At 72.4% G+C, this 12,517-nt stretch carries 11 protein-coding genes; 5 read left to right on the top strand and 6 right to left on the bottom strand.

Going from position 1 to position 12,517, the window contains the following annotated elements:
* Together V5D56_RS14535 and V5D56_RS14540 are read right to left on the bottom strand one after the other, a co-directional pair.
* Positions 1-1,008, bottom strand: a complete 1,008-nt coding sequence (locus tag V5D56_RS14535) for a DUF4240 domain-containing protein (RefSeq protein ID WP_435736008.1) — start codon at positions 1,006-1,008, stop codon at positions 1-3.
* 52 nt (positions 1,009-1,060) lie between these two features.
* Positions 1,061-1,444: a hypothetical protein gene (locus V5D56_RS14540; protein WP_435736009.1), complete on the bottom strand. Its 384-nt coding sequence runs from the start codon at positions 1,442-1,444 to the stop codon at positions 1,061-1,063.
* 173 nt (positions 1,445-1,617) lie between these two features.
* Here V5D56_RS14540 and V5D56_RS14545 point away from each other — a divergent pair, with 173 nt between their 5' ends.
* A complete protein-coding gene (locus V5D56_RS14545) occupies positions 1,618-2,070 on the top strand; it encodes a hypothetical protein (RefSeq protein ID WP_435736010.1) in 453 nt (150 codons plus the stop codon).
* Between the two features lie 4 nt (positions 2,071-2,074).
* On the opposite strand, the gene V5D56_RS14550 is transcribed toward V5D56_RS14545, so the two are convergent.
* Both V5D56_RS14550 and V5D56_RS14555 read right to left on the bottom strand, forming a co-directional pair.
* Positions 2,075-3,184: a DNA glycosylase AlkZ-like family protein gene (locus V5D56_RS14550; RefSeq protein WP_435736011.1), complete on the bottom strand. Its 1,110-nt coding sequence runs from the start codon at positions 3,182-3,184 to the stop codon at positions 2,075-2,077.
* Between the two features lie 7 nt (positions 3,185-3,191).
* Positions 3,192-3,620, bottom strand: a complete 429-nt coding sequence (locus V5D56_RS14555) for a hypothetical protein (protein WP_435736012.1) — start codon at positions 3,618-3,620, stop codon at positions 3,192-3,194.
* 250 nt (positions 3,621-3,870) lie between these two features.
* Here V5D56_RS14555 and V5D56_RS14560 point away from each other — a divergent pair, with 250 nt between their 5' ends.
* Together V5D56_RS14560 and V5D56_RS14565 are read left to right on the top strand one after the other, a co-directional pair.
* Entirely contained in the window at positions 3,871-4,638 is a 768-nt protein-coding gene (locus V5D56_RS14560; RefSeq protein WP_435736013.1) for a cohesin domain-containing protein, read from the top strand.
* A gap of 53 nt (positions 4,639-4,691) precedes the next feature.
* A complete protein-coding gene (locus tag V5D56_RS14565; protein ID WP_435736014.1) occupies positions 4,692-6,545 on the top strand; it encodes an amidase family protein in 1,854 nt (617 codons plus the stop codon).
* A gap of 36 nt (positions 6,546-6,581) precedes the next feature.
* Here V5D56_RS14565 and V5D56_RS14570 read toward each other — a convergent pair whose 3' ends face one another.
* Entirely contained in the window at positions 6,582-7,445 is an 864-nt protein-coding gene (locus V5D56_RS14570) for a serine/threonine protein phosphatase (protein ID WP_435736015.1), read from the bottom strand.
* A 171-nt stretch (positions 7,446-7,616) separates the two neighbouring features.
* A complete protein-coding gene (locus V5D56_RS14575; protein ID WP_435736016.1) occupies positions 7,617-8,594 on the bottom strand; it encodes an aldo/keto reductase in 978 nt (325 codons plus the stop codon).
* Between the two features lie 154 nt (positions 8,595-8,748).
* On the opposite strand from V5D56_RS14575, the gene V5D56_RS14580 reads away from it, so the two are divergent.
* Positions 8,749-9,642 carry a helix-turn-helix domain-containing protein gene (locus V5D56_RS14580; RefSeq protein WP_435736017.1) on the top strand — a complete coding sequence of 298 codons (894 nt, stop codon included), beginning with the start codon at positions 8,749-8,751 and terminating at the stop codon, positions 9,640-9,642.
* A 188-nt stretch (positions 9,643-9,830) separates the two neighbouring features.
* Positions 9,831-12,467, top strand: a complete 2,637-nt coding sequence (locus V5D56_RS14585; protein ID WP_435736018.1) for a glycoside hydrolase family 43 protein — start codon at positions 9,831-9,833, stop codon at positions 12,465-12,467.
* The last annotated feature ends 50 nt before the right edge of the window (positions 12,468-12,517 follow it).

The raw sequence follows: 12,517 nt of genomic DNA on the forward strand, positions 1-12,517 counted from the left end.
CTAGGACCACCTCGTGGCGCGCACGACGGAGTCGATGAACTCCTGTCCCATGCCCAGCTCGGCAAGCGCCTCGCCAACTTCCTCGGGCGTCACCGGGTCTTCCCCCTCGAAGCACGACAGGTCGTCTGGAACCGGTGGCAGCTCCGGCCACGGCGGAGTCGGCGGGAGATGCAGGCGTTCCCGGACTGCCTCGATCTGGACCCGCAGGTGGGCTACGGCGAGGTCGGCGAGCCGCTGCGGGTCCTCCCCGTGCATCCCCGCACTGTCGATCGTCATCGCGAGCTCGTAGGAGCAGCGACGGCGTCGAAGCCGGACGACGTCGGATACGTCAGGGCTCACGAAGGGAAGGAGGTCGAGCCGGCCACGCCCCGAGGCCGACCACCAAGCGCGCCATGCGTCGCTCGCAGCGAGCGCCTCCCCGAGCTCGAGCTCGGCCCAGCGGTACGCCGCCGGGACGGGTACGCCCACGTCATGCCCGCCACCACCGCCGAGCCACGAGTCGTCCGGCTGGGCCAAAGAAGCCGCGAGCTCGTCCAGCGCGTTCTCTCCGGCGTCCAGGGCGATGTCGTGGACGACCGCGAAGAACAGCTCGCCGTCGGCGACGCGCCAGCGGCCGGAGAGAGCCGCCGGGTCAGCAACCACCCTCTCCCACTCCTCTCGACCCGCGGCAATGACCGCGCAGCGCGCGGAGAGGAAGACGTCGTCCGACATGGGAAGGAGCGGACTGTCGAGCGGTTCCGACTCGTCGCGCACGAGCTGTGCCGCGTGCGCCGGAGTGTTCAAGGCCTCCACGGCCCGGGCGAAGTCACGGGCGAACGCGCGCGCCGGGCGCTCGGACGGCTGGTCGAAGGCGAGCTGCAGAGGCACGAGGGCGTCTGCGTCGCACCGTCCGTGGCCGAGTGCGACGAGGCGCCAGAACTCGGAGGAAGGCGCGGTGTCGCCCCGTGCGGCCCGTCCTCGCGCCACGATGGCCTCCCGGGTGTTCGTCACCGGTCGACCCGGTCTCATGCCGGACCGTACAGGACCGTGCCCGCGCCGTCATCGACGCTGCGTCCTGCCCTCAGTTCTCAAACACGACCAGCACGTCTGGGCCCACGCCGAGCTCTGCGAGACGGGCGAGGACCGCCGCATGCTCCGTGGGCGTGAGCTCGACGACGAACGAGCTGCCGGTGTCGGCCGCCGACACGACGACGCCTCCGTTCGTGGCGATTCCCGTCATCGCGATCGTGTACGGCGCGATCGCCGCGGCCAGGTCGAGGTCGCGGTCGGCGCTCGGGTCGAGCCGGACCGTGACGCTCGGCGCCCAGCCGAACCGCTTCGCGAACCGGCCACGCTGCTCGACGGCGCGGTCGGAGAGCTCCGCCACCGCCCACTCGACGTCGGGTGGCCACGGGTCGTCCGAGTACACGTCGACATCGATGGAGGTCAGCCGGTCTTGGAGCACGTGCAGCACCGCGCGGCAGAGTGCTTGTCTCTCGTCAGCACTGGCGCCATCGCGCGCCATGAAGCTGGCAGCCGTCCCTCGTGACCTCACGGAGGAAGGGTGACAGATCGAGCGCACGTTCGGACGGTTAACCCGGCAGGGAGCGCGGTGTCGCCGTGGAAGACTCTGCCCCCATGAAGGCCCCGCAGGCGTTGCCGCTCGACGAGACCACTGCTGCGCTCCGCGCCCTGGCGGCCCGGTTGCAGGAGCGGCTGACCGGCCGCGGAAGCGTCTGCCCGCCCCACGACGAAGGTGGTGTCGAAGGGTTCACGGTGAGCTCGCCGTCGGAGGGCACGGTGGAGGTCTGGGTGATGCACGACGCCGACGGTGTCGTCGTCAGTCTCGGCGGTGCTCCCGGCTGGGAGCTGCCCCGTGAGCAGGCCAGCGTCGACGTGGTCGAGGCGATCATCGCCGCGGCCGTCGAGGGGAGGATCGAGGTCGGCACAGGACGGGGGGTGCGCTCCTACCGCGTCCCCATGCCGGACGGTTCGGTCCGCGAGGACACTGCCGAGGGCTTGGTCGGACTTCTTCTCGCCATGCCGTGGAAGCCGCGCCTCCGGTGGACGACAGCCGCTCCCTACGCCTGACGCCTCAGTCCATTCGCGGACGAAGCCGCAGCGGACGGTCGAGAAGAGTACCGAGCCGCCCGACCTCGTCCGCGAGCGCCCCGGGCGCCGTCGCCTCGACGGCCGGCCCGGCGCCGTCGAACCACGTCACCGTGACCTCGTCGCCGGACACAGCCCACGTGCCCGCGACGCCGCCGGCCACGACGAGGTTCGCCCCGCGGCTCACGGCCTGGCGATGCTCCGGCGGCACGACGTGCGCGTCGGCCGTGCCCGGGCCGAGCACCCACTGGTCGTGTCCCGGGAGGAGACGCACGCTCGTCGACGGCTGCGCCTCGGCGAGGGCGTCGGCGTGCTCGCGCAGCACCGTCGCGGGCTCGCCCTCGACGTCGACCTCGGCGAACCGCTCGGCGAGCTCCACCCACCACCGGCGGACGCGGGCGCGACCGGCGCCGAGGCCCTCGCCGAGCCAGTACTGGACGTGCGCCTCGGTGGCCGGCCCGTAGGTACCGACGTACGCGAGGACCGCGTGGCGACCCGCCTCGTCGAGGTCGGGCCACGGCGTCCAGCGCGGGTTGGTGTCGAGCCGCCGGAACGTGGGCTCCTGGCCGCGCGACGGCCCGAAGCTCATGTCGCCCTGCCACACGAACGGCTTGAGGACCGTGTGCGCCGGGTCGGCGAACGCCTGCCCCAGGTGGGCGTACGCGGCGTCGCGCGTGACGGCGTCGCCGAGCTCGGCCCGCGTCAGCGGTCCGTCGCTCAGGGCCTCACGGACGAGCTCGCGCAGCCGCGGCCAGTCCTCCGGCTCGAGGCGGTAGTACTCGCGCCAGCTCGCGCGCTCCCACATCCGGCCGGCGGCGCGCAGCGCGAGGTAGGCGCCGCCGTCCTCGGGGGTCACGAGGTGTGTCGCGCCGCGGAACGCGTAGACGGCGAGCAGCTCTCCGTCGGCCAGCGCACGCGACACCTCGCCGGGCTGCGACGTCGTCTGCCGCAGGCGGATCGCGAGCTCGGCGTCCGCCGCGGCGGGCACCGCGCCAAGCCGGCGCACGACGCCGGAGACCGGCTCGTCGCCCACGGGGTCGAGGAACTGCCGTACCAGCCGCCAGGCCAGAGCCTGCGGCCACGTCACGGACATCATCAAGTGCTCACGATGCCGGTTCGGTCGACGGGGCCGGTCCTGTCGACCCGCCCGACGGCGCGGGCTGGGTGGAAGCTGCTCCGCCGTCGAGCCGACGCTCGATCAGCTGCGCGACCCGGCGCTGCGTCGCTGCCTCGTCCCGTGCGTCGTCGCCTGACCGCAGCGCGGTGATCTCCGCCCAGCGCCGGAGCTCGTGGACGACCAGCTCCCAGTCGGTCCGGTCGAGCGTCACGGCGAGCTCGTCGTCCTCCGGCGGCCAGCCCCACTCGGGCCGCCTGCTCGGGTGCCGGGCGGCCGCTGCCCAGCCGGCCTCCCTCAGCCGGCCCGCGGACGCGGCGAGCGCCTCGTCTCCTCCCACGCGCTCGGTCGCCCCGGTGTTGTCCAGCGTTCCGTCGACGGAGTGCCAGTCCCGCATCCGGAAGACGATCTCGATCACGCCGTCACCTCGGTTCTCGCCTCGTGCTGTGATGGCCGTCACCCTAGCCGCCGCGACGGCACCGCGAAACGGCCGACCCGCGCCACGCGGCACCGGGTGAAGCAGAACCGAGACCCACGTGCGTGTTTGCGCTAACGCGCCGGAAACGACCGGGAAACAGGGTCCTGTGAGCATCGCTGGCGGCAGGGCACCCCCTCAGGACCCCGGGGACAGATGCGCCCGCGCCGCCCGAGGAAGGAACCGCTCCCCCATGACCCACACCCCCACGCGCCGTCGGGCACGACGACGCGCCACGCTCGTCGGCGGCCTGACGCTCGCCGCGAGCCTGCTCACGGCCCAGGTGGCCCAGGCCGCGCCGTCCGTCGCCGACGTCACCGTCGACGCGCCCGCCACCGTCGAGGCCGGCGAGCCGATCGAGGTGACCGTCGCCGTCACGGGCGCCGCCGACCTCTACGCCTACGACCTCGCGGTCGCGTACGACCCGGAGCTCGTCGAGTACGTCGAGGACAGCGCCGTCACGCCCGACGGCGGGTTCTCCGACGCGACGGACGACGGCGCCGGGACGGTCGCCGTCGCGTCCACGCGTCTCGGCACCTCGCCGGGCCTGGAGGGCAACGTCACGCTCGCGGCGCTGACGTTCACGGCTCTCGCCGCGGGCGACGCCGCGTTCGACGTCCCCGTCGTCACGCTCGTCGGAACCGACGAGGAGACCGTCACGCTCGAGGACGCCGGCACGGCGAACACGACCATCACGGCCGTGCCGGTCCCCACCGACGAGCCGGGCGAGACGACGCCACCCACCGACCCGGGCACGACCGGCCCCACGGACGACGACGCGACCTCCGACCCGACGTCGCCCACGACGTCCGGCACCGGCGGCACGGGCGGCGGCGGCACGGGCGGCCCGCTCGCCTCGACGGGCGCGAGCGTCGCGGCGATCGTCGCCGGCGCGCTGCTCGCGGTCGCGACCGGTGTCGGGATCCTCGTGGCGCGCCGTCGGGCGGTGGCGTCCCGATGAGCACGCACACCGCCACGACCGTCTCCGCGCACCACCCCCGGAAGGACCGACCCGTGACCCTCACGCACCGCCGCGCGGCAGGGGGCGTCGCCGCGCTGACGCTCACCGGCCTGGTCGTCGGCCTGGCCGCTGCCCCGACCGCGACCGGTGCCCCCGCGCCCGCCACACCCGGCACGTTCCTCGCGCCGTACTACACCGAGCTCGACCTCACGGGTGACCTCCAGGTGACGGCGGACGACCTCGCGGTCGTCGCGGCGAACCTCGGCCTGACCGCGCAGGACGAGGGCTGGAAGGACGTCGCGCTCGTCGACACCGACGCGGACGGCGCCCTCACGGTCGCGGACCTCGCCGCCGTCTCGCAGCGCATCGTCTACGACGACGGGCCGTTCGAGCTCGTCGAGGCGTCCGTCGTGGACATGCAGGCCGCGATGAACGCGGGCGTGACGACGTCCGTCGAGATCACCCAGGAGTACCTCGACCGCATCGCGGCCTACGACCGCACGCTCGTCGACACGGGCGCCGGCGGCCGCCCGCTCGCGTCGATCGTCACGACGAGCACGGTCGCGCTCGACGCCGCGAAGCAGGCCGACGCGGTGCGCGCGTCGCAGGGCATGACGAGCATGCTGCTCGGCGTGCCGGTCGCTGTGAAGGACAACTACGACACGAAGGACATGCCGACGACGGGCGGCTGCGGGTGCTGGGACGCCAACCAGACTGCGACCGACGCCGCGATGGTCGACGGTCTCCGGGCCGACGGCGCCGTGCTCCTCGCCAAGGCCAGCCTCGACGAGTTCGCGTTCGGCTTCGAGTCGCAGTTCTCGTCCTTCCAGGCGGCCGGCTCCGCGACGTACGTCGCGAGCCCCTACTCGACGAGCCGCACCGCCGGCGGGTCGAGCGGCGGTACCGGGGCAGCCATCTCGGCCAACCTCGCCGGCATCGGGTTCGGCACCGACACGGGCGGCTCCATCCGTGTGCCGTCGTCGTACAACCAGCTCGTCGGCGTGCGCCCGACGATCGGCCTCGCGTCCCGCGACGGCATCATCCCGCTCGCGCTGAGCCAGGACACGGGTGGCCCGATGACGCGCAGCGTCACCGACGCGGCCGTCGCGCTCGACGCGGTCGTGGGCGTCGACCCGGCCGACCCGGTGACGTCGCGCCAGCAGGGCGAGGTCCCGGCGTCGTACACGCAGTACCTCGACGCCGACGCGCTCGACGGCGCCCGCATCGGGTACGTCCCGTCGATGATCGGCACCAACGCGACCACGGTCCGCCTGTGGGCCGAGACCCGCGCGACGCTCGAGTCGCTCGGCGCGACGGTCGTCGAGGTCACCCCGCCGACTTCGTACTCCGACGTGCTGCCGCGCGGCTTCGCGAGCGTCGTGGGCGAGGGCTCCGGCTCGACGAACGAGTTCAAGCACGACCTCGACGCGTACGTCGCGAACCACCTCTCCCCCGCGGTCGAGGCCCGCACGCTGTCGCAGATCGTCGACTCGGGGCGCTACGTCCCGTCGCGCCGCAGCACCTACGTGTCCCGCGGGGCGATCACCGAGGAGACGTACCAGGCGTGGGCCGGCCCCGAGGGTACGCACACCAAGGTGCTGGCCGAGGGCAAGACGCTCGTCACCGGGATGCTCGACGAGCTCGAGCTCGACGCCCTCGTCTACCCGAGCGGCAACCCCTACGGCACGATCGGCACGAACCTGCGGCTCAGCCCCAACACGGGGATGCCCGCCGTGACCGTGCCGATGGGTCAGGCGTCCGCGACCGAGGCGATCCCCGGCGCCGGCGTCAATCTCGAGCTGCTCGGTCGGGACTTCGACGAGGGTCCGCTGCTCGGTCTGGCGTACGCGCTCGAGCAGGCGACGCAGGCCCGCACGGCTCCGCCGCTGTACGGCCCGCTGGGCTGAGCTTCCGCACAACGCAGCACGGCGACGGCCGGTCCCTCAGGGCCGGTCGTCGCCGTACTGCGCGTGGATGTCACCGCCGACCAGACGCCAGCAGAAGTCGTTCATCCGCGCCGCGGCGGGAGCGTGCCGCGCGAGGATGCCCGCCACCGGCGCCGGCACGTCGGTTGGGATCTCTCCGTGCGCGCATCGACGGACGTACTCGTTGCGAGCCACCGGACCGCCGCTGACCGGCATCGGCACCCCGCACACCGTGGTGACCAGCCAGTTCACCAGGCGCATCGCCGCGTAGTCGGCATCGTGGTTCACGTTGCGGGCGACGAAGGCTTGCTCGGCGTCGGACAGGTCGAACCGCGGCGACGTGGCGAGCCCGAAGTCCACGAGATAGATCCGCTCGTCGTCGGCCCGCATGTTGCCGAAATGCCCGTCCAGGTGCAGCAGGTCGCGGCGGCGCAGGAACTCGACGGCCTCGAACAGCTGATCCTCGAGCCGCTCGGCTCGGGCCGCCGGATCGTCCAGCCAGTCGGGCAGCCGGTCCGGCAGGTGCTCCATGAAGAGCACGAGGCTGGAGGTCGCGTCGGACAGCTCCTCGAACCGGGTCCGCACCGCCGGGTCGCCGCCGAACTGCGCGACGACCGCCTCGACGTCCGAGTGCTCGGCCGCGACGGGCGGGCGCCCCGGCAGCACGCGCCAGTGGTGCAGCAGCGCGAAGGACTCCGCCTCACCGACGAGCACGCCCTCGGTGACGATCTCGTTCGCCGCTAGCTCGCGCCACGCACCGAAGCCCGGGCCGGCGAAGGGATGCATGCCGTACTGGCAGGACATGGGCAGGTCGAACAGATTCGCGGTGCTGCGCGGGTGCGCCAGCTCCCGGTCGGTGATCGGGATGCGCTTGACGAACACCGGGACTCCGTCGACGTCGAGCACCGTGGCGCCGCCGCCCACGCCCACGGCACCGGTGGGCGCGGCGCGGAGAAGCGCCGCCGACCCGTCGTCGTCGAGAGCGGCGAGCGACGCGGACACGCGCTCATGACGGGCGCGGCGGGTGCTGAGCATCACGCCATTCTGGTGTTCCTAGCGGTCGATCGAGGCCATGTTGGCCTCGTCGTGTCGGGCGCCGGCGGCTGGTTCGAGCGAGCTCAGGCGCTGGATCTGGTCGTCGGTCAGCTCGACGGCGTCGGCGGCGGTGTTCTCCTCGACCCGCGTGACACGGCGGGTGCCGGGGATGGGGGCGATGTCCTGGCCTCGGGTGAGGATCCAGGCGAGAGCGGTCTGGGCGGGTGTGGCGCCGATCTCGGCGCCGATGGCGCGTACTTCGTCGACTATCGCGAGGTTGCGGCGGAAGTTCTCGCCGGTGAACCGGGGGTTGGTCTTGCGCCAGTCGTCGTCGGCGAAGTCCTCGACCGTGCGGATCTGCCCGGTGAGCAGGCCGTGGCCGAGGGGTGAGTAGGGGACGAAGCCGATGCCGAGCTCGCGCAGGAGCGGCAGGATCTCGCTCTCCACGTCGCGGGTCCACAGCGAGTACTCGGTCTGGAGGGCCGTGAGGGGCTGCACGGCGTGCGCACGACGGATCGTCTGCGCGGACGCTTCGGAGAGGCCGAAGTGCAGGACCTTGCCCTCGGCGATGAGCTCGGCGACGGCGCCCGCGGTCTCCTCGATCGGGGTGCGGGGGTCGACGCGGTGCTGGTAGTAGAGGTCGATGCGGTCGGTGCCGAGCCGGGTGAGCGAGCCTTCGACGGCGGCCCTGACGTTCTCGGGGCTGCTGTTGGTGTCGCCGTGCCCGGTGGTGTGGTCGAAGAGCCCGAACTTGGTGGCGATCACGACGTCGTCACGGTGGCCCTTGAGGGCGCTTCCGACGATCTCCTCGCTGAGGAACGGCCCGTAGATCTCGGCGGTGTCGATGTGCGTGACACCGAGGTCGAGGGCGCGGTGGATGGTGCGGATCGACTCGGCGTCGTCGAGGGCACCTTCGGAGGTGTAGGTGCCGGCCATGGTCATCGCGCCGAGGCCGATGCGGGAGACCTCGAGGTCTCCGAGACGTGCGTTCTTCATCTGCTGCTCCTGAGTGGTCGTGTGCCGTCGGGTGGACGCAGACGGCGGGTGAGGCCCAGTCAAGCTCCGCGCCCAGGTCGGCAGACAGACCCGCTCTATAGGGTCACTGCCCGTACCTCCCTCGGGTCGACGCGGCCGACGTACGCTCCGAGTCATGGACATCCGGAGCGACCTCCGCGAGTTCCTGACCACCAGACGGGGCAGGCTCACCCCCGCCGACGTCGGCCTTCCCGACTTCGGCGGTCGCCGACGCGTTCCCGGGCTTCGTCGCGAAGAGGTCGCGCTCATGGCCGGGATGAGCGTCGAGTACTACGTGCGCCTCGAGCGTGGCAACGCCACCGGCGTCTCCGAGTCCGTGCTCGAGGGCATCAGCCGGGCCCTGCAGCTCGACGAGGCCGAACGCTCCCACCTGCACGACCTCGTACGCGCCGCCAACGACGGCGCCCGACCGGCACGCCGGCGCCCGCGCGCGAGAGCACAGCAGGTGCGTCCCGGCGTGCAGCAGCTCCTCGACGCCATGTCCGGCGTGCCCGCGTTCGTGCAGAACGGCCGCCTCGACATCATCGCCATCAACCGGCTCGGGCTCGCCGTGTTCTCCGAGATGTACGTCCTGCCCCAGCGTCCGGCAAACTTCGCTCGCTTCGTCTTCCTCGACCCCCGAGCCGAGGGCTTCTACCGCGACTGGGACGGCGCCGCACACCAGACCGTCGCCATCCTGCGCGTCGAGGCCGGCCGCTCGCCGCACGACCGCGGACTGAGCGACCGCGTCGGCGAGCTCGCGACCCGCAGCGACCCCTTCCGCACCCTGTGGGCCTCTCACGACGTGCGCGACCACCGCGCCGGGGTGAAGTCGATCTCCCACCCCGTCGTCGGCGACCTCGACCTCGACTACGAGTCGATGGACCTCACCACCGACCGCGGTGCACAGCTCGTCGCCTATTCCGCCGCACCGGGCTCCCCCACGCACGACGCACTCGCGCTCCTCGCCAGCTGGGACGCCACGCACACACACCCCACTGCCGAGAACACCCCCTCGGACCACGCCTAGACCTCAGCGGTTCACGTCCGCCTCTGATCGCTGCGACGTGTTCGTTTCGGTTCAGGTCGCGCCACTCGGTTGACGGTCGGTGAGGCAGAACATACTTTCGGACACGAACGAACGCTGCTGCTCGTGAACAAACATAAACGATCATGGAAGATCGTCGCGGGCAGAGCGGATGATCGAAGGAGATCCTCGTGCCCGACGCTGCCGCCGGACCCGCCCACCGCTCGCACCACCCGACCTCCGCACCCCCGCGTCATCGTCGACGCCTCGCACCGACCCTCGCCGCCGCGACCGCCCTCGTCCTGGGCGGCTCGCTCGGGGCGGTCGCCGCACCCGCGACCTCAGCCACCTCCGCGACCTCGCCCACCGCCGCGACCACGGACGCGACCGGCACGACAGCCCTGCCCGCCGCTGCGCCGTCGGGCACGGTCCCGGCACCGGACGGCTCGGTCTGGAACGACGTCGACGGCAACGCGATCAAGGCCCACGGCGGCTCGGTCGTCACCGTCCACGAGGAGGAGGTCGGCCTCGACATCACCGGTGACGGGACGACCGACCAGGAGGTCCACCTCTGGTACGGGGAGGACAAGACGCACGCGACGCGCCCCGTGGACGGCGTGCGCGGCTACTGGTCGACCGACCTCACCACGTGGCACGACATGGGCCGGGTGCTCCCGAGCCACCAGCACTTCACGCTGCGCGTCAACGCGGCGGGCACGGCCGTCGAGGTCGACCCGGCGAAGGTCGACGCGCTGCAGGCCGTGGCGAACAAGACCGCGCCCGACGCGACCTCGACGCAGGCGCAGATCGACGCCGCCAAGGCGTTCGTCGCGCCCTACGTCGAGACGTGGGCCGACGAGGACGCCGGCGTCGCCGCGACGTACGACGAGGCCGCGCTCGCGAACGCCTCGTACCGCCTCAACGGCAACATCAACATCATGGAGCGTCCCAAGATGCTCTGGAACGCGAAGACGAAGAAGTTCGTCATCATCTACCACGCGGACGGGCCGCTGGCCGACAACGCCGACCTCGTGAGCTGGGTGCGCGGGGGCGGCGACCCGGCGAACCAGAACGTCGGGTCCCGGTACTCGCGCGCGGAGATCGGCTTCGCGACGTCGGACACCCCGTGGGGTCCGTTCAAGCTCGTCAACACGACGAAGATGAACTGGGCGCCGGGCGTGCCGAACGCGGGCCGCGAGGGTGACTCGCGCGACATGACGATCTTCCAGGACACCGACGAGCACACGGTCGACCCGGTCGCCGACGACGCCTACGCCGTCTACTCGTCCGAGATGAACAAGTGGATGTACGTGTCCCGGCTCAACGCCGAGTACACGGGGCCGCTCGAGACGGGCAGCGACGCCGCCCTGGGCGAGGACTTCTCGAACCGCGTGCTGCCCGATTTCTCGCGCGAGGCGTCGAGCGTGTTCAAGCACGACGGCTGGTACTACATGCTCACGTCGGGCACCGACGGCTGGGCCTCGACGCCCGTCGTCGCGTACCGGTCGCGCTCGATGATCACGCCCACGGAGGCCGTCGTCGGCGACAACGACCGCCACCCGTCCACCGGCCAGTGGGAGCGGCTCGGGAACCCGTGCGTCGGCGACGCCGCGCGCACGGGCGTCGGGACCGCCGACCCGGTCGAGTGCTTCGACTCCCAGCCCACGTTCGTCATCGCGATCGACCAGGAGGCCGGCCGCTTCGCGTACATGGGCGACCGCTGGATCACCGAGGCCAACGGCTCGGCGGGCGAGCGCTCGCGCTACGTGTGGGCACCCATCCAGGTGAAGGACGGTCGCGTGACCGTCGAGAACGTCGGCGCGTGGGACCCCGCGAACACGACGCTGTTCCACCCGCTCGAGCCGGTCACCCCGCTCGAGTTCACCGCCCACGTCGACGACCGCGACGCCTTCGACCCGACGTTCGACGTCACCGTCGACGGCGAGCGGTACGACGACCTCACCGCCGACTGGAGCACCGCGAGCCTCGACGCCGCGTTCGCCACGCGGGGCACGCACACGCTCGTCGGGCACGTGGCCGGGGACGGCCCACTCGCCGGGCGGTACGTCACCGCGACCGTACAGGTCGACGGCCCGGCGGACGTGTGCCGCGAGCCCGGTACGACCGTGAGCGCGTCGTTCCACCAGACCGAGTACGGCACCATGCCGGCGTCGTTCGCGTGCGACGGCAACCCCTCGACCGCGTGGTCCACGTGGGCGGGCGGCACCGGCAAGAAGGACCGCGTGACGTTCACGGTCGCCGCGGCCGAGCAGTGGCGCCTGGACGCCGTGCGCCTCACCAACACCGAGGGCACGATCACGGGCGTCGGCGTCGAGTACCGCGACGCCGACGGCGTGTGGCGCCCCACCACCGCGAGCGCCGTCGCGCCCGCCGCGAACGGCACGCTCACGACGGTCGGCTTCGACGCGGTCGTGTCCGACGCGCTGCGCCTGACGTTCGACACCCCGGGCTCCTACCTGAAGATCAGCGAACTCTCCGTGGCGGGCACGGTCCCCGGCGAGGAGCCGGTCGACCCGGAGCTCGCGGTCGCCGTCCAGGCCGAGGTCCGCTGCCTCGCCGGCAAGGCCTACGTCGCGGTCCGTGCGACGAACGACGACGAGGTGCCCGTCGACGTCACCCTCACGACGCCGTTCGGCACGCGGACCGTGGCCGACGTCGCGCCGGGGAAGAACGCGTACCAGTCGTTCGCGACCCGGCAGGCGAGCACCGACGCGGTGACCGTCACCGTGACGGCGAGCGCCGACGTCGACAGCCGCACGGTCACGACCGAGCACGACCTCACCGCCTCCGCCGCGCACTGCGGCTGAGCCTCCCCCCACCACCCCGCACCATGTCGCCGGTGCCGGCGACAGGAAGG

The organism is Cellulosimicrobium sp. PMB13, assembly GCF_051294865.1.
Taxonomy (GTDB): Bacteria; Actinomycetota; Actinomycetes; order Actinomycetales; family Cellulomonadaceae; genus Cellulosimicrobium.

Bases quoted from the DNA above. Each gene is read 5' to 3' on its own strand.
- V5D56_RS14545 (WP_435736010.1), top strand. From the start codon at position 1,618: ATGAAGGCCCCGCAGGCGTTGCCGCTCGACGAGACCACTGCTGCGCTC.
- V5D56_RS14535 (WP_435736008.1), bottom strand. From the start codon at position 1,008: ATGAGACCGGGTCGACCGGTGACGAACACCCGGGAGGCCATCGTGGCG.
- V5D56_RS14550 (WP_435736011.1), bottom strand. From the start codon at position 3,184: ATGATGTCCGTGACGTGGCCGCAGGCTCTGGCCTGGCGGCTGGTACGG.
- V5D56_RS14575 (WP_435736016.1), bottom strand. From the start codon at position 8,594: ATGAAGAACGCACGTCTCGGAGACCTCGAGGTCTCCCGCATCGGCCTC.
- V5D56_RS14580 (WP_435736017.1), top strand. From the start codon at position 8,749: ATGGACATCCGGAGCGACCTCCGCGAGTTCCTGACCACCAGACGGGGC.
- V5D56_RS14560 (WP_435736013.1), top strand. From the start codon at position 3,871: ATGACCCACACCCCCACGCGCCGTCGGGCACGACGACGCGCCACGCTC.